General features: G+C 63.8%; 10 protein-coding genes and 1 pseudogene. 9 read left to right on the forward strand and 2 right to left on the reverse strand.

The window, feature by feature from the left end; translation table 11 throughout:
* Nucleotides 1–9 precede the first annotated feature (9 nt).
* The 9 genes and pseudogenes from trbE (at nucleotide 10) to ACYVB2_RS05905 (ending at nucleotide 9,490) form a co-directional block, all read left to right on the forward strand.
* On the forward strand, nucleotides 10–2,424 hold the full coding sequence (gene trbE / locus ACYVB2_RS05865) for a conjugal transfer protein TrbE (protein ID WP_382430580.1): 2,415 nt from the start codon (nucleotides 10–12) through the stop codon (nucleotides 2,422–2,424).
* Nucleotides 2,421–3,185 (forward strand): P-type conjugative transfer protein TrbJ, encoded by a 765-nt coding sequence (trbJ, locus tag ACYVB2_RS05870; RefSeq protein WP_382430578.1) that lies wholly within the window; start codon nucleotides 2,421–2,423, stop codon nucleotides 3,183–3,185. The genes trbE and trbJ overlap by 4 nt, the downstream gene beginning before the upstream one ends.
* Before the next feature lie 10 nt (nucleotides 3,186–3,195).
* Entirely contained in the window at nucleotides 3,196–3,489 is a 294-nt protein-coding gene (locus tag ACYVB2_RS05875) for an EexN family lipoprotein (RefSeq protein WP_382430576.1), read from the forward strand.
* Nucleotides 3,486–4,865, forward strand: a complete 1,380-nt coding sequence (gene trbL, locus ACYVB2_RS05880) for a P-type conjugative transfer protein TrbL (RefSeq protein ID WP_382430574.1) — start codon at nucleotides 3,486–3,488, stop codon at nucleotides 4,863–4,865. Before ACYVB2_RS05875 ends, trbL begins: the two co-directional genes overlap by 4 nt.
* Nucleotides 4,866–4,877: 12 nt before the next feature.
* Nucleotides 4,878–5,582, forward strand: a complete 705-nt coding sequence (trbF, locus tag ACYVB2_RS05885) for a conjugal transfer protein TrbF (RefSeq protein WP_382430572.1) — start codon at nucleotides 4,878–4,880, stop codon at nucleotides 5,580–5,582.
* Nucleotides 5,579–6,571 (forward strand): P-type conjugative transfer protein TrbG, encoded by a 993-nt coding sequence (gene trbG, locus ACYVB2_RS05890; protein ID WP_382430570.1) that lies wholly within the window; start codon nucleotides 5,579–5,581, stop codon nucleotides 6,569–6,571. The genes trbF and trbG overlap by 4 nt, the downstream gene beginning before the upstream one ends.
* A gap of 2 nt (nucleotides 6,572–6,573) precedes the next feature.
* Nucleotides 6,574–7,847, forward strand: a pseudogene (locus tag ACYVB2_RS05895) (TraB/TrbI/VirB10 family type IV secretion system protein).
* Nucleotides 7,844–8,107, forward strand: coding sequence for a DUF2274 domain-containing protein (locus ACYVB2_RS05900; RefSeq protein ID WP_382430568.1), 264 nt, complete (start codon nucleotides 7,844–7,846; stop codon nucleotides 8,105–8,107). The pseudogene ACYVB2_RS05895 and the gene ACYVB2_RS05900 overlap by 4 nt, the downstream one beginning before the upstream one ends.
* A gap of 258 nt (nucleotides 8,108–8,365) precedes the next feature.
* Nucleotides 8,366–9,490 carry a hypothetical protein gene (locus tag ACYVB2_RS05905; protein WP_382430566.1) on the forward strand — a complete coding sequence of 375 codons (1,125 nt, stop codon included), beginning with the start codon at nucleotides 8,366–8,368 and terminating at the stop codon, nucleotides 9,488–9,490.
* Between the two features lie 471 nt (nucleotides 9,491–9,961).
* Here the strand turns inward: ACYVB2_RS05905 and ACYVB2_RS05910 are convergent, their stop codons facing one another.
* Both ACYVB2_RS05910 and ACYVB2_RS05915 read right to left on the reverse strand, forming a co-directional pair.
* The gene (locus ACYVB2_RS05910; protein ID WP_382430564.1) at nucleotides 9,962–10,621 is read right to left on the reverse strand and encodes a hypothetical protein; all 660 of its coding nucleotides are present in this window, start codon (nucleotides 10,619–10,621) and stop codon (nucleotides 9,962–9,964) included.
* Complete coding sequence (locus ACYVB2_RS05915; protein WP_382430562.1) at nucleotides 10,593–17,024, reverse strand: hypothetical protein; 6,432 nt, start codon at nucleotides 17,022–17,024, stop codon at nucleotides 10,593–10,595. The genes ACYVB2_RS05910 and ACYVB2_RS05915 overlap by 29 nt, the downstream gene beginning before the upstream one ends.
* Between the last annotated feature and the right edge of the window lie 181 nt (nucleotides 17,025–17,205).

The following is a 17,205-nucleotide window of genomic DNA, read 5'->3' on the forward strand; positions in this document are numbered from 1 at the left end:
GGAGATGCCATGCTGAATCTTGCCGAATACCGCCAGCGGCCCGCGCTGCTAGCCGACTGGCTGCCCTGGGCCGGGCTGATCGCGCCGGGCGTGGTGCTGAACAAGGATGGCTCGTTCCAGCGCACGGCACGCTTTCGTTGGCCGGATTTGGACAGCGCCACGCAAGGCGAGCTGATCGCCACGTCGGCGCGCTTGAATAACGCGCTGCGCCGGCTTGGTTCGGGCTGGGCGCTGTTTATCGAAGCCGAACGCCGTGCCGCTGCCGACTATCCGCACTCGGAGTTCCCTGAACTGCTGTCGTGGCTGGTGGACGAGGAACGCCGCGCCACCTTTGAGGACTCGGGCAACCACTTCGAGAGCGGCTATCACCTGACGCTGGTGTACTTGCCGCCCGAAGAATCCCGTGCCCGTGCAGCCAAGATGCTCTACGAGAACACGCCGACGAATGGCGTGGACTGGCGCGAGCGCCTGCAAGCCTTCGTCGCGGAAACCGATCGCGTCTTCGACCTGCTCGACGGCGTGATGCCGGAAATCGCCTGGCTCGATGACAGCCAGACGCTGACCTACCTGCACGCCTCCATCTCGACGCGGCGCTACCGCGTCGGCGTTCCCGAAGTGCCGTTCCACATCGACGCGCTGCTGACCGATTCCGCACTGGTCGGCGGCTTGGCGCCCATGCTGGGCGACCAGCACCTGCGCGTGGTGTCGGTGCGGGGTTTCCCGACCTCGACCTGGCCGGGGATTCTGGACGACCTCAACCGTCTCGGCTTTGCCTATCGGTGGAGTACGCGCTTCCTATGTCTTGACAAATCCGAGGCGGAACGGGAGTTGGGACGCCTTCGCCGCCAGTGGTTCGCCAAGCGCAAGAACGTCATCGCGCTGCTGCATGAAACGATCTTCCAGCAGGAAAGCCCGCTGGTGGATACCGACGCCAACAACAAGGCGGCCGACGCCGCCTTGCAAGAGCTGGGCAGCGATCAAGTCGCCTTCGGCTACCTGACAACGACCGCCACCGTCATGGACGCGGATGCCGCCGTGGCCGACGAGAAGTTGCGTATGGTGGAGCGCGCCATCCAGGGGCGCGGGTTCGTGACGATTCCCGAAACGCTCAATGCGGTCGATGCGTGGTTGTCGTCCATTCCCGGCAACGCCAACGCGAACGTGCGTCAGCCTATCGTCTCGACGCTGAACCTGGCGCACATGATGCCGGTGTCGGCGGTATGGGCCGGCCCGGAAAAGAACGACCACCTCGACGGCCCGCCGTTGATAGTCACGCGCACCGAAGGCGCGACGCCGTTCCGGCTGGTGACGCACATCGGCGACGTGGGGCACACGCTGGTGGCCGGACCGACCGGCATGGGCAAGTCGGTTTTGCTCGCCACGCTGGCGATGCAGTTCCGCCGCTATCCCGGCTCGCGTGTATTCGCTTTCGACATGGGGCGCTCGATGCGCGCCACCATTCTTGGTCTGGGCGGCGAGCACTACGACCTGGGCGCTGACGGTTCGATCGCGTTTCAGCCACTCGCCCGCATCGACCGTGAGGGCTATCGCACCTGGGCGGCTGAATGGGTTGAAGGCCGCCTGCGGCATGAGGGGATCAGTGTCGGCCCAGACGAGAAGGCGGCCATCTGGTCGGCTCTCGTCAGTCTTGCGGGCGCGCCCGTGGAGCAGCGCACGCTCACCGGCCTGTCGTTGCTGCTGCAGTCCAACGTGCTGCGACAGGCACTTGCGCCTTATGTGCTCGGTGGCGCCCACGGCAAGTTGCTGGATGCCGACCGCGACCGGCTGGGCGCCGCGGACGTGCAGTGCTTCGAAATGGAAGAGCTGATGCACAGCAAGGCTGCGGTACTGGCCGTGCTGGGCTACCTGTTTGCGCGCTTCGACGAGCGTTTCGACGGCGCGCCGACGCTGCTGATTCTTGATGAAGCCTGGCTGTTCCTGGACGACCCGGTGTTCGCGGCGCGTATTCGCCAATGGTTCAAGACGCTGCGCAAAAAGAACGTCAGCGTCATCTTTGCCACGCAGTCTCTGGCAGACATCAAGGACTCGACCATCGCGCCCGCGATCATCGAGAGCTGCGCCAGCCGCATCTTCCTGCCCAACCCGCAGGCCACCGAGCCGCAGATCCGCACGATCTACGAAGGCTTCGGCCTCAACAGCCGACAGATCGAGATCGTTGCCACCGCCCAACCCAAGCGCGACTACTACTACCAGTCGCGTTTGGGCAACCGCCTGTTTGACCTGGACCTCGGGCCCGTCACGCTCGCCTTCGCGGGCGCTTCCACACCGCAGGACCAGCGCCTCATCGACGAGCTGTCCACCCCCGCTCCCCACGTTGGTTTTGCTCCTGCCTGGCTGCGGCAACACGGCCTGGACTGGGCGGCCGACCTGTTCCACCACCACCCCAAAGGAGAACTGCCATGACGGTCCATGCTTCCTTCAAACCCCGTCTGATCGCGCTGGCCACCGCTTGCGCACTGGCCATCGGCACCGTGCCGCCCGCGCATGCGCTGTTCGGCATCGGCGACATCGTGCTCGACCCGACCAACCTGGTGCAGAACACCATGACGGCCGCGCGCACGCTGGAGCAGATCAACAACCAGATCAAACAGCTTCAGAACGAGACGCAGATGCTCATCAACCAGGCGCGAAACCTGGCGAGCCTGCCGTTCAACGTGGTCAACCGCCTGCGCTCGAACCTGGAGACGACCAAGCAACTCATCGCGCAGGCGCGAGGGCTGGCCTATGACCTGTGGCGCATGGACGCCGAGTTCGCGCGGCTGTACCCGGAACAGTACGCCGCCACCGTCAGCGGCGACCGGATGTACCAGGACGCGCGCGAGCGCTGGAAGAACACCCTCGGCGGCTTGCAGACCGCGATGCGCATGCAGGCGCAGGTGTCACAGAACCTGTCCGAGGACGAAGGCGTGCTGGCCGATCTGGTGAGCCAGAGCCAGTCGGCCACCGGCGCCTTGCAGGCCATGCAGGCGACCAACCAGCTCCTGGCTCTGCAAGCCAAGCAGTCCATCCAGTCGCAGCAACTCCAGCTCACACAGGACCGCGCGGCCTCGCTGGAACTGGCGCGACAGGCCGCCGCCGTCGAGCGTGGGCGCGAGGTGACGCGGCGCTTCCTCGGCAGCGGCACGGCCTACACGCCGCAGTCCGTGACCTTTTATCGCAACTGACGGGCAGGCCATGAACCGCGCGTCCGTCCTGTTCCTTCTTGCATGCCTGCTGGCCGGTTGCGACCGGCCGCAGGTTCTGTCGGTCGATGCGCTGGCTGCCGATCCGGCGCGGCTGCATGCGCTGCGCATGCAATGCGACAGCGGCGAGCACGACGGCGCGCTCTGCGCGAAGGTCGCCCAGGCCGACTTGCAGCGCTTCCTCTCCGGGCACACCGGGCCGGACGAGTACCAGACGCTGGCCGAGTTACCAGCGATTCCGGTCAGCTTCGACTCACCCACAACTTCGCAGGACGAACGGCCATGAACGACGTTGCCATCATCGACCGCTTTCTCAACGTCTTCTCCACCTACATCGACTCGGGCTTTGGCCTGCTGCGGGGTGAAGTCGCGTTCCTCACCGCCACGCTGGTGGCGATCGACATGACCCTGGCCGGACTTTACTGGGCGCTGGGGCACGCCACCGGCCAGGGCGAGGACGTGATGGCCAAGCTCATCCGCAAGGTGCTCTACGTCGGCGCCTTCGCCTACATCATCGGCAACTTCAACTGGCTGGCGAGCATTGTGTTCCGGTCGTTCGCCGGTCTGGGCCTCACGGCTTCCGGCTCGACTATGACCATGGAGACGTTCCTGCAGCCGGGGCACCTGGCCAAGACCGGCATCGACGCCGGTGCGCCCATCCTCGACCAGATCAGCCAGATGGCCGGCTTCCCGGAAGTGTTCATCAACATCACGCCCATCGTCGTGATGTTCCTCGCGTGGCTGGTGGTCATCCTCTGCTTCTTCGTGCTGGCGGTGCAGCTTTTCATCACGCTGATCGAGTTCAAGCTGACCACGCTCGCCGGCTTCGTGCTGGTGCCATTCGCGTTGTGGAACAAGACCGCCTTCCTCGCCGAGAAGGTGCTGGGCAACGTGGTGTCGTCTGGCGTGAAGGTACTGGTGCTGGCGGTGATCGTCGGTATCGGCACCGGGCTGTTCGCCGAGTTCCAGGTCACGCCCGACGAACCATCCATCGACCACGCGCTTGTCGTGATGCTGGCTTCGCTCTCACTGCTGGCCCTGGGTATTTACGGGCCGGGCATCGCCACGGGCCTCGTGTCTGGGGCGCCGCAGCTCGGCGCTGGAGCGATGGCCGGGGCAGCGGTGGGCGCAGCGGGAACCGCCGTTGCGGTCGGTGCCGCCGCAACGGGTGTTGGCAGCGCGGTGGCCGCCGGGGCGCGGATGGCGCCAGCCGCCGCCAAGCTGGCCGCCAGCGGTGCGCGTGCTGCGGCCTCGACCGCAGGCAGCGCGCGGTTGGCTTATCAAGCGGGTTCCGCAGCCGCTGGAGGCGGCCTCAAGGGCGCCGCAGCCGGCGTGGGCAACGTTGCCAAGAGCGGTGCGCAGGCGGTCGGGCAGAAGACGGCCGCCGGGGCTCGCTCGCTCAAGGAGCAAGCGGCAGCGGCCTTCCGCACAGACGATGCGGGTGCGGCGCCCAGCGGTGGCGCTGCCGCAGCCGCACGAGGTCAGTCCGCTGCCAGCGAAGCCCCTGCGGACGCCGCACAGCAGGAGCAACCCGCCTGGGCCAAGCGGCTGCACCGGCGCCAGCAGCTCAGCCATGCCGCCACGACCGCAGCCCACTCACTGCGCGGAGGCGACGGCGGCGGCTCCAGCAGTGGTCCAAGCCTGCGCGATTCCGATTCATAAGGAGAACGATCTATGCGATTCAAACGACCGCAGGTGCGCTATGCCGATACGCCGCAGCCTGCCACTCCGTACCAGTCCGCCGCCCAGGTGTGGGACGAGCGCATCGGCTCGGCCCGCGTGCAGGCCAAGAACTGGCGGCTGATGGCCTTCGGTTGTCTGGTGCTTGCGTTATTGATGGCAGGCGGGATGGTCTGGCGCTCGGCGCAATCCATCGTCACGCCCTACGTGGTGGAAGTGGACCAGGCCGGCCAGGTTCGGGCGGTCGGTGAGGCCGCCACGCCGTACCGGCCGAACGATGCGCAGATCGCCTATCACTTGGCGCACTTCGTCGTGCTGGTTCGTTCACTGTCCATCGATCCCATTGTCGTGCGGCAGAACTGGTTTGATGCCTACGACTACACCACCGACCGCGGTGCGGCCGTGCTCAATGAGTACGCACGTGCCCACGACCCGTTCATTCGTGTCGGCAAGGAGTCGGTGACGGTGCAGATCACCAGCGTCGTGCGCGCCAGCGACACGTCGTTCAACGTGCGATGGAACGAGCAGCGCTTCGTCAACGGTGCGCCTGCGGGCACCGAGCGCTGGAACGCCGTGATTTCCACCGTCCTGCAAACCCCGCGCACCGAGCAGCGGTTGCGCAAGAACCCCCTGGGCATCTACGTCAACGGCCTGTCGTGGAGCCGTGAACTCGATGCCACCGAAGGAGCCAAACCATGAACCGGCTCTTCCGCATTTACGCTTTCGTGTTGACGCTTGCAGCCTCTGCACTGTTGTTGCAGGGCTGTGCCACGCAAGGCACGCCGCCGCCAGCCATCTCGCTCGATGAGCCGGTACAGGCCCAGCCGTTGCCCGACTTGCCCAAGCCGGTTGAAGTGGTCGAGATGCCGAAGGTGCTGCCGATGCCGGCGCAGATGAAGCCGCTGCCGGAGGGGGGCGACACCAAGGCGGCACCCGAACCCGCCGATGAAAAGCTCCGGGTCTCTCGCGCCAACGCCGAGGCGCGGATGGCGCCGACGCGCGAGGGCTACGTCAACGCCATCCAAGTCTGGCCATTCACCGACGGCGCGCTGTACCAGGTCTATGCGGCGCCGGGCCGGGTCACTGTGATCTCTCTCCAACCCGGCGAGGAACTGGTGACGGTCGCCGCCGGCGACACGGTTCGCTGGATCGTCGGTGACACGTCCAGCGGCATGCGCGTCAGCGTGTTGGTCAAGCCGATCCGCTCCGGTCTCAAGACCAACCTGGTCGTCACCACCAGTCGGCGCACCTACCTGATCGAGCTGACCTCGACCGAACGCGCCTGGATGGCTTCGGTGTCGTGGGAATACCCGAAAGACCGGATGCTGGCCTTGCAGCGCCAGGCACAGGCCGCGCAGGCGACGGCGCCGATCGATACCGGCTTGTCGCTGGAGAAGATTCGCTTCCGCTACGCGGTCAGCGGCAACAATCCGCCGTGGAAGCCGCTGCGCGCCTTCGACGATGGCGAGAAGGTCTACATCCAGTTCCCGCCGGGCATCGCGCAGGGCGAACTGCCCCCGCTGTTCGTGATCGGCGCGCAAGGCGATGGGCAACTGATGAACTACCGCTTCCGCGCGCCGTACTACATCGTAGATCGGCTGTTCGGCGCGGCCGAACTGCGCTTGGGCGGTGACAAGGGCGACATCGTGCGGATCGAACGCACGGATGGCATTGCGCGGGGGTACTGACCATGAGCCAGGACGACACCCCCGACCTTGCTGCGCCGCAGGCGGGCAAGGTTGCCCCCGAGGCAGTGGCGCTGCGCGCGCAGCCGCGCGCGGTGACACGCTTGAACCGACGCACCTTGGCGATCCTGGCCGGAGGCCTCGCCGTGGCCGTGCTGGGCGCCACGATGTGGTCGCTACAACCACGCAAGCGCGGTGCGAGCGAACAGAGCGAGCTTTACAACGTGGATCGGGTCTCGCGCTCCGAAGGGCTCGACAAGCTGCCAACCGACTACTCGAAACTGCCGCCACAGATACCGGAACTGGGGCCGCCGCGGGGGACCTGGGGCCCGCTATCGTGAAGTCGCAGCAGCCCGTGATGCCCACCTACACGCCACCCGGCCAAGACCCGGCCGCCGCTGGGCGCGACGCACAGCGCAAGGAAGCGGAAGCGGCGGCGGGCTCGTCGGTGTTCTTCCGTTCGGGTGGTCAGCGTGCGACTGCTGCGCCGATGCAGATCGCCACGGCCAGTCCGTCGTCTGGCCTGGCGGGTTTTGACCCGATGGCCGCCGGGCCGGCCTCGACGGCGGCCCAGCCCACCGACCCGACCACCGTGCAGAACCGGCAGGACCAGAAAGAGGCGTTCCTGAAAGCCAGTTCCACGGAAACCCGCAATTCCGGGAACCTGCGAATGCCGGCCTCGCCGTATCAGGTCATGGCCGGCACGGTGATCGCGGGCGCGCTGGTCACGGGCATCAAATCCGATCTGCCGGGTGACGTGATCGCCTCGGTGACGGAGCCGATCTACGACACGGCCACCGGCAAGTTCATGCTGATCCCGCAGGGCTCCCGCATCCTGGGGCGCTACAACAGCCAGGTGAGCTACGGGCAGAGCCGGGTGCAGGTGGTGTGGAACCGGATCATCCTGCCCGACACGTCCTCGCTGACGCTGGACAACCTGGCGGGCACCGATCCGGCTGGCTACGCTGGACTGGAGGATGGCGTCGATTGGTATTGGGACCGCATCTTCGCCGGCGCTGCGTTGACGACGCTGCTGGGCATCGGCGCCGAGCTGGCTGCGCCGGAAAGCCGCCAGAACGGCGATCGCGTCGTCATCGCCGGGCGCGACAGCCTGCAGGACAGCGTGAACCAGGTCGGACAGGAGATGACGCGGCGCAACCTCAACATCCAGCCGACGTTGACGGAGCGGCCCGGCTTGCCGGTGCGCATCATCGTCAACCGGGATCTGGTGCTGCGGCCGTATCAACCGTTGTTCTTCAATCGGGGGACTTCGCGATGAGCACGGCTCGCAAACTGCGGCTGGGGCCGCTGCCCAAGACCGAGAGCATCAAGCAGACCTTCTCATGCCCGACCAGCCTTAAGGCCGACCTCGATCGCTACGCCGCGCTGCACGCGCAGACATATGGCGAGACGATCGATGCTGCGACGCTGATTCCGCACATGCTGGAGGCGTTCATGGTCAGGGATCGAGGGTTCCGACGACAAAAGGAGGAGGGCAGACGAGGGGGCTCGCGTTCTCCTGCACCGGACGGGCTCTGAAGACGGTTCGGAAGATTTCGGAAAAATATTGTCGTAGTCCAGCTACGACCCAACGAGGCATCTCAAACACCACTTATGGTCGGCAGCAGGGCAGGGTGAGGATGCGCGGGAAGGGCGTGACTTACTGAGCAGCGAAAATGGCGATTTGGTCGAATACTATGTACGGTTGCTGCAACGCCGTGGTGTTCGATTCGTACTGAGCGAGCCCGATCATCTCAAGCCAAAGTCCGTTCGACCCGACAAGAAGCGCAAGCCCCCGTGACCTCAGCCCAAATTGCCGAACGATTCGCGTTGCATCGCGCCACGCCGCAAATCACGGCCGACGAGCACGCGCGACGCCGAGTCATCGAACTTGGCGAATGGGTGATGGCACGAGACCGCATCTACCTCGACAAGTGTTTCTGGATTTACCTGCGGGGCGCGCGAATGCGGGCGCCATGCCCACCAGGTGCATCGGATCTTCTGGATGCTCTCGTTGCAGGTGTCGCGGCAGGGCGGCTGGTCTGTCCCATCAGCGATGCGCTGTTCCTTGAACTGATGAAACAGTCGGACCTGACCACGCGGGGTGCGACTGCCGAATTGATCGACGAACTGAGCTGCGGCATCACGCTCTGCCACGAACCGACCCGCGTCGCGACGGAAGTCGCTCACTTCCTTCATGCGAATGCAGGTCACAGCGTGCATCCGCTGGAGCACCTGGTCTGGACAAAGGTCCCGTACATCCTGGGTGTTCAGCATCCGGTGGCCACGGCCTTCCCGGAAGATGAGCAACTCGTGATCCAGAAGGCGTTCTTCGACCACCTGTGGGAGTTTTCTCTTTCGACGATGGTGGGGACCATCGGAAGCGCCTGGCCGCTTGCTTCACCGTTCGGCGACATCGCCAATCGGTTGAACCGCGACAACGCGGTGCATGCGCCATCAATGAAGAGCTTCGCACAGGTGTACCGGGACGAGATCAATGGCGTGCTGGAACTCGCCGCCCCGATCGCCGCCGACGTGCTGCACGATATGGCTAGGAAGGCTCTTGGTCCTGCAGCCCAGTCCTCGGCGGAAGAGCGGGAAGAAATCACCAGGCAGTGTCTCGGCCTGTTGCGGGCGGCCATCCGGAAGCCAGCCGGTCGGCGGGCCTTGCGTACTTTGCAGGTCGGTGCTCTGTTGCATGCAGCTTTGCGCTGGAATCGCACGCAGAAGTTGAACGCCAACGACATGTTCGACTTTCACCATGCAGAAGCGGCGCTGGGCTACTGTGACGTACTCCTGACCGATGGACCCATGCACGCACTGTTGAGGCAGCGAAACCTAGCCATCGAACGCGACTTTGCGTGCCGAGTCATGTCTTCCGCTGAAGAAGCTGCCGACTGGGTTCGGCGCCGCATTGCGTAGTGCGTCGATGACGGCCGTTCCTGCAAGTTGGATTGCGCTGATGCGCAAAGGCTGAAGTTTTGGCCCTTGTTCGGTATGATGTGAATTGATTGATGATGGTGTTGCCAGAGTCGCCGCCCCACAAATCGCTTCATCTCCCGCGCCATCAAAAGATGCGCGCTTCTTACGGTAACGTGACGGTTCGCACGAGCCTCATTGGCTGAGCACTCGCACGTGCAGCGACGGCAATATCTTCCGCGACAGTATTGATCGCTCTCTGAGGCCTTTGTGCGGCTGGCGGAGTTGTGTTTGGATTGACGGACAATCGCATTTTCCAAAGCTGCTTCCGAAGTTAAAAGCTGTACCGGCAGCGCCCTAGCGATGTGGCCTCAGTTGAGTTGGGTGCGTGCTGGACGTCGAATGTTACGAGGGACGCTGCCACGAACCTTGCATGGCAGCGATAGACATCGCTGGCCCGGCACTGCTCGTAGCTCATCCGCCTGGTACGAGCCTATCTTTGAGTTTCGAAAGCGTGGTCTGGAGCCTGTCGATCTCTTCGACAAAGGCGCGCTTGGCTCGGGCCTCTTCCGTCAGGGTCTCTGGATCGGGATCGGGGCTGGGCTTGGCATCGGGAGCAGCGATGGAAAAGTCCACGATCGAAACGCTAGGTTTCCGCGCCTGCTTGAAATGCTCTACCCACAGGTTCAATGCCTCTATGGACCGCCGTTCCTCGTCCACCAGAAAGGGTGTCGTTACGTTGTCTTCTGGATGTTCGTCTAGTCGAGCTGAGAACAGCAGCACGCCGTGGGCAACAAGCTTACGCAAGCCGTCGAACGCATCGGCCAGCAGCGCCTCTTCCGTCCGCGAGTGCCTCGCACTGAACGGGGACGATTCTTCACCGAGCAGGCGCAAGACGGAGAGTGGTCTCCCCAGTGCCTTCAGCGGGTAGGCAGCGCCGGGCAGAGCCTCGCGGCTAGACCAAAGCCTCAGGATCAGATCCGTCGCTGCCGTCTCCGCCTGTTTCTTTTTTTCGCCCTTCAGCGTTCTCGATTGGTCGAGCAGTTCGGCCAGGTGGTGGGCCATCCAGCGGCCCGCGGTGTCGGTGCTGTCCTCCAGTCCGAACTCACGAACCAGCCGGTCCCCAAGTGCCAAAATCTCGCTCAGCGGCCTGGATCGAGCCGTCTCGTCGGAGGAGGATCCTCTCGAATTCAACTTCCTTGGGCTCTTCTTCGTGATCGGAATATCCGGATGTTCTTGGTTCACGGCGCGTGATCTCCACTTCAGCGATTAAATCGCGCTTCTTCTTGTCGAGGAACTCGGCCAATCCGCGTTTGCAGACGAGCAGGCGGTGCCCCGACGACTCGGTCTGGCGACCATAGCGATGGTCCCGGTCCGTTTCGCTCTCCTGGTGGCCCCAGGCCTGGTACACGAAACTTGGCGCTTGCTCGCCAGAACGATACCAAGCAATCTCGGGCTCGATGCGGCGCGTGAGCCCGAGCAGTTTTGTGACGGACTTTCCTGGGCAGTAGTCGATACGTGCAACACCATTGCGGAACACGTCCTTCTCGTCGAGCAACGTGTCGCCCTCCGGGCAGACCAGCCATCCGCTCAATTGGAAACCGAGTTCATCGATCTCCAGATCGTGGCCCTCCGGACAAATGTAGAAGGCCGAGCTGTCCGCGGTGGTCTGCAGTGCGCGGACCAGCGCATGCGCAGTCGCCGGCGACACCAGCCCCGTCGATACGCGCACTGTTTGGTGATGCTCGCTTGATCTGTCGTCGATGTGGGCGTGGGCCACGACAAAGCCCGGTGCGTCGCTGGCCAGCAGCTCCGCCAGGAGTTCATCGTCGGAAACGTTCTTGATCCATCCGGCAGTGTTGGCGGGGGTCTTCCAACGGCTTGGCTGCAGCGGCACCGGCCCGGCGAGGTCGGCCAGCCAGAGCGGCGACAGAGTAAGCGTGTTGTACCCGATGCGCTCCTCGAGTTCATCCCGTCCATAGTCGCGTGCGGCCAAGGGGCGACTGCGCAGCAGCTGTCCCGCGGTACACCACATCGCGTTCCATTCCAGATAGGTCTGGTAATCCTCCAGCGTGGGGTTGGTGCCATGACTCTTGCTGTAAAGCTGCCAATTCCGCTCCCTGAAGCGGTGCTTCCTTGGGTCGTGTGGGCGCAAGGAGTCGCCGGATTTCGCTTCCCACGCATCCACGATCCAATGCTCGGCAATGACCAGGAATTCCCGCGGCGTCACGTCGGGGAACGCGCGAAGCAGGGGGTCATACCAATATCGCAGCGTATCCAGACCATCGAAATGGAATCGCAGGCCTTCGTCGTGACTGTGGAAGGAGTCTAAGCTCCTGCCGTAGTCGCGCTTTTTTCTGCTGCGCGGCAGCGGGCTGCGATTGACCTTGGCCAGCGCCTCTCTGGTTCCGCTGTCCGCGGCGAAATGGCCGGATTCGATCAACTTCATGCAGGCGTCGCGTGCAAAGCCCCTGACCAGCACGTGAGGGAACTGCTCGTCGAAGGCCACCTGCTGGAGCCAGCCACCATGCTTGGCAATTGCCGCCGGCGATTCCAGCGCAATCCTGTCCAGGGCGATGACCAGCCACAGGCGAGCCGCCACCCAGTAGAAGGGGGCACCAGGCACGCGAAACGCAGATTCTGCAGTCCGTGCATGCTGGGCGACAATCGCGTCCAGGATGTTGTTTTCTCCCATGCGAGCGAGGCGCCGAAGTGCATGGGCGCAGCGCCAGCGAACTCGGACATCGACATCACCGAGCATGGCGTAGAAGAAGCGGCCTAGTGTCTCTTCGACCTGTCCAGGGATCATGGCTGCCTGGACGCCTTCCCTGTCTTGGTCGATGATGCGACCAGCCAGACGCCGGATGTACCAGTCGCAGAGTTCCGAGACCTGTTCGCTTTTCAGTTCACTTGTGATGATCCCCGATACGGCGAACAGCCCGGATGCACGGAATCGATCGAAATTGAGCTCGATGCCGCGCAGCAAAACGTCCGCCAGTCCAATCCTTGCGGAACGCGCCATTGTCAGTGCGGACCGCAGCTCGACATCATGGTGAGGGAGATAACGGCAAAGCGCCGCAAGCCGTCGCGAGAGCACCTCCGCCATGTGCCGATCTCGCCATTGGACAACCGCAGGGCTACCTGCCCAAGCGTCGAGTCTTGCCAGCAAAGCATGCAGCACATCGGCCTCATCCCACATCGCATCCAAGCGCAGTAGCGCATCGAGATGACCAATGCGAAGGCGGGTGGGTACGTGCTGCCCGGCCTGCGACAGCGTGTCTTCGGTCGATATGTATCGTCGATCCTGACGCGACTGCTCCTTGATCCGGCGAAGTTCCGCCCCGAGCAGGTCAACGTTGACCAGAACCGCTTCGTCCCACGAGGCCGGCGGAACAGTCGGCTTGCCATTAGCATCACGCGCCGAATCGTCGACGCTCGCATCCGCGACAGGCGTCACCGCCAGCGTGCTCTGGAACGCATGCTGGGCGAGCAGCCGTCTGGACCAGAACCCCTCGGCATTCTTGGCAAGGAATGACTGGATCGCGCGCTCATTATCGAAGCGATCAAGTAGGCAATCACGCGCAAACTCTTCCGCCATCCGGGCAGATGCATCGCGTCCGTCGCGTTCGGCATGGGTGCCGATCTGGCGCAATACCTCGCCGTCGATATCCTGCAGCAACACTGCGAGCGAAGCTGCCTGTGGTGCCGACAGCGCCCCAAGCTCGAGACCGGCAGCGAGCGCGCTGTTGAGGGTCAGGCGCAGGGCTGCCAATTCTGAATCGTGCCAACGGGCGACAGCGGCGAGCGCGATGGGGTAGTCCAGTTGAGCCAGAGCCCGGATCGAATCGGGCCAAGGGAAGTGGTCGTAGCTGTCGATGCGGATCGCGGCATCCTGGATGACTTCGGTGAGGTCCGCAGCAAGGAGACGTCCTCTGTCCCCGAAGCTGCGATGGCTCTGCATGGTCATCTGCGAGATCAAGCGAAGCTGGTCGATCACTTCCGTGTCCAGCTCGCCGGCGACCTCGATGGACGATTGGAAGATGGCATCGGCATCCGCAGGGCTGATCGCTGCCATGAGGGATGCGTACGCCGACAGGAACTCCGATCGTTCTCCAGCGGGGCTGCGACCGGTGCGGTTCGATGTCGCGGCCTGCGCAATGCCGAGGATGAGGGGGTCGTGCAGAGCCGGAACGGCGGCCAGCCGATAGAACAGTCCATGTGCATCGCTCGGCGACCACCCGCGGCGAACCTCGAGCGCACGGTCCATGGTCAAGGTCGGCGGCACGTTCGTAGCAAGCAGCAATGACAGGCTCTCCGCCGCCTTTGCTCGCATCGAGGAGGTCCCAAAGCGACGGTCGATGCTCCAGCTGTCGCGCTCCAACCGTTGCTTCGCCTTGTCGAGCAGTTCGGCATCCTTGACCGCGTCACCGGACGACGAAACGAGCAGCATCGCACGTGCAGCGTAGAGGCCGACGAACGCTTCGACCAGTTCACGTAGTTTGCGATCGTGCTCTTCGGCGTGGCTGTCGTGCCTTGCCTTCTTTTTCTCTTCCTCCGACGGTTTTGGCCTTGGAATGAGGATCAGATCAGCTGCACCGGTCCTGCCTGCAAGCACATCGGTCAAGGTCACGGCTCGGAGGATGGCGTCGATCAACAAATAGTGAGATTCATGCACCTTGTCGATGCGCCGAAGCTCAAGATCCAAAAAGGGCGAAAGCACATCTACCGCAACCGACTGCTCCCCTTTACGGGCGATCAGGATTTCGGCCGCTGTCAGGGAGGTGTCGATGGTCCAGAGACCAACCTCGTCTCGAGACGTTTCCGCGCGGGCGAGAATTGCGCCGGCCCTGCGCATCCGGCGCTTGACCAGGCGTAGGCCGGAGGCCACGCGTTGCAAGTCCACATTGCGGCCTGCAGCCGCCATTGGGACCAGCAGGAACAGCGACTCGACATCATTGAGGACCTCCGCCGCTTTCTCAAGGTCCTGAAACTTGCCCTCTGCGAGTAGGCGGCTGACGAGGTGCTTCGCCGAGCGGTAGGCGAACTCTCGCGGGCCAACTCGCTGGAAGTGATTTGCGGCTGCAACGGGACCTTCTAGCAAGAGCGTCGCGTGGATGGCCGCAGCAACGTCCCTGGGCGAAATCTGCCATGCGGAGGCATGGCCGTAGCGCCGGATCTGCTTATCGAAATCATCGCGGCGTGCGCTTTCCCACGCCCGAATGCGCCGCCAACCTTCCCTGACGGAGATGGCGTCGCCACGCGCGGCGTCGTCGGCGAGCAGGTGGAACAAGAGCGGTCCATGAGCGGCGATTTTTCCCGGATCGCCGAGGACAAGCCGGCTCGCCGTGTCCTTGGCGTAGCGCGATGTGAGATCTGGATTGGCGACGAGCTGCTTCAATGTCGCCTCTTCCGTCTTGATGGCCTCGGCGCCAATCAGCACGAAGCGCAGCACATGGGCCGCATCGCTGGCTTCCCGGCACACGCGAATCGCGATCTGCAGGCGCTGCAACTGCACCTCGCGCCTGCGGATGGGATCGGGCAAAAGTTGGACCGGGGGCTGCGGCTCCCGTTCTACCAGTTCCAGAAGCTCCTTGCTCCTGCCGGCGACAAGCAGCGCTGGTGCCACGTTCAGGGCCGCATAGGCGTCGACGCCGGACCGATTGAGGAGGTGCTGCGCCGCGCGGGCCTGTACATCCGCCATCGCGGGTTGCGCAGCGGTCCTCACGAAACTCTCGAAGTCCTCGTCCGCGAAGCTGATCAGCCCACCTGTATTGCGAACCCCCGGTGCGAGGTCCACACAGATATCGCTGAGCTTGGCCTGAGGCTGCCCGAGGACGATGGCCAGATCGCTGATGGGTATCGGACGCGGAAGCGAAGTCAATCCTGCGCAAAGGTGCTCCAGATCGTTCTCGCGTGCATTCTTGCGGAGTGCGAATTGAAACTGTTCTCGGAACACCTGGTCAAGGTTCTTTCCGAATGGCCGCAGTGCATCGAGCGCGTGTTCGGGCGTGTTGGCCGCATTCTCGAAGGCGTAGGCCTGCACTCTGGGCACCCCACCGGAGAGATGATGGAAGTCATCGACCCAAGGCTGCGGTGCCGCCCAATAACGATGGATGTTGGAAGCGGTCTCCTCCAGCGAAAACGCCGGCAGTGGGAATTTCTCGAAGCTGACCGGCAGGCGGAGTTCGTCCAGTCGCCCGGTGCGCGCGCTGATCAGCATCCGCACGTTGCCGGGCAGGGCATCCATCGTCACCAGGTCGTGGACGAAGCTGGTCTCGGCCGGAGATCGCGTCTGCGCCGCCAGGATCGAGTTGTCCGCAGCGTCAATGGCCACGACCAACAGCGCGTCGGGCGACGTGGTCGCCATAGCACCGGCGGCCGACTCCAGACGTTTGCGGAAGGCCCGCGGATAGTCGCGCGATGCCTGCGGCACGAGCAGAAGAGGAAGACGAAGTCGGTAGGCAATCTCGTTCGTGAGTTGCACGAACGCATCCTGCGGACGATGGCGCAGCGCGCTGGCATCAAGGTATGAACCGGCGCCATAGCAGTCGAACACCACCATCAAAGACCCTGCCGGCAGCGACTGGTCGATTTGTTGCAGCGTGGTGGTCTTGCCTGCGCCTCCTCCGCCATGCAGGCACAGATGCCGGGCACCTGCCTTCATCCGGCCAACGATCTCACCCGCGATCGGCCGAGGCACGGCCGACGAGACGGGTTCGATCTTTGAAGGGCATGGGAACAGGGTGTAGTCTTCGGACACACCCGCGAACTGGACCAGTACCTTCTCGCGCGTGATGACTTCGCCAGCCGCCTCGGGGAGCATGCGCTTTCGAATGTAGTCGCGCACGCGGCTTGCCGACGCATGCAGCTCGACATCCGTCCATTCCGAGATGGCCTTCAACATGCCATCTTCAACCGCGAAGCGCGAGCCGCATGCGCCCTGCAGATCGAGCACCTGGGCGAATTCCCCGAACTCTGCGGGCTTCAGTCCGCTGGCGTAAACCAGGCGATGCAGGTCGGGCAAACCCGTCTTCCAGGTGCGGCTATAGGACTCGGGGACCGTGCTCCGTGCGTCTTCGACCAGCGTCAGTAGTTCGGATGCGACCGGCTGGTTCGAGACCAGGACGACCCGCAGCGAGTTGTTCGGCTTGCCAGGGCGCTTAGCGAGCAATCCCTTGTAGGCATCGGCCAGTCGCCGGATGGGCGACGTCTTGGGGCTACCATCCTTTCCCGTACAGAGCCTGGACGTCGTCCACGGGCTGGTCGGGCTTGATCCCGAATACTTCAGCTGCTGAACCTCGACACGCTCTGCACTCGCGGCGTCGTCACCTCCGAACATAAGGCTACAGTCCACGCCATCCCATACCTTGTCCGTCCCTTCGTTCGCCGTCAATCCCTCCACGGTGACTACCGAAAGAGAACTGCGGCCATCGAGCAATTTCAGAGCTTGCCGCGCAGCCCACAATTCATGGTACTCGTCGCCGGTGTTGGATCCTCGCGCGGAGGTGTAGTCAATTTGGAATTCGGACTGAGACACCAGTGCATTCTCTCTCAGGATGCTTTGCTCCCGGCTATCCTCTACTCGACTCTGCAGTCGAGTCAACGTACCCGCGGGGGGGGGGGCACTAGCCAACGCTGGCGTCGAACCCAGTCAAGCGAAGAGCGCAGCGCCGCGGGAGCGACGGGCGACCGGGTACCGACTGTTTGCCGGTCCTTCA

The organism is Giesbergeria giesbergeri (genome assembly GCF_054779375.1).

Coding starts and splice junctions, on each gene's coding strand:
- trbL (WP_382430574.1), top strand. CDS start 3,486: ATGAACGACGTTGCCATCATCGACCGCTTTCTCAACGTCTTCTCCACC.
- trbJ (WP_382430578.1), top strand. CDS start 2,421: ATGACGGTCCATGCTTCCTTCAAACCCCGTCTGATCGCGCTGGCCACC.
- trbG (WP_382430570.1), top strand. CDS start 5,579: ATGAACCGGCTCTTCCGCATTTACGCTTTCGTGTTGACGCTTGCAGCC.
- ACYVB2_RS05900 (WP_382430568.1), top strand. CDS start 7,844: ATGAGCACGGCTCGCAAACTGCGGCTGGGGCCGCTGCCCAAGACCGAG.
- ACYVB2_RS05875 (WP_382430576.1), top strand. CDS start 3,196: ATGAACCGCGCGTCCGTCCTGTTCCTTCTTGCATGCCTGCTGGCCGGT.
- trbE (WP_382430580.1), top strand. CDS start 10: ATGCTGAATCTTGCCGAATACCGCCAGCGGCCCGCGCTGCTAGCCGAC.
- trbF (WP_382430572.1), top strand. CDS start 4,878: ATGCGATTCAAACGACCGCAGGTGCGCTATGCCGATACGCCGCAGCCT.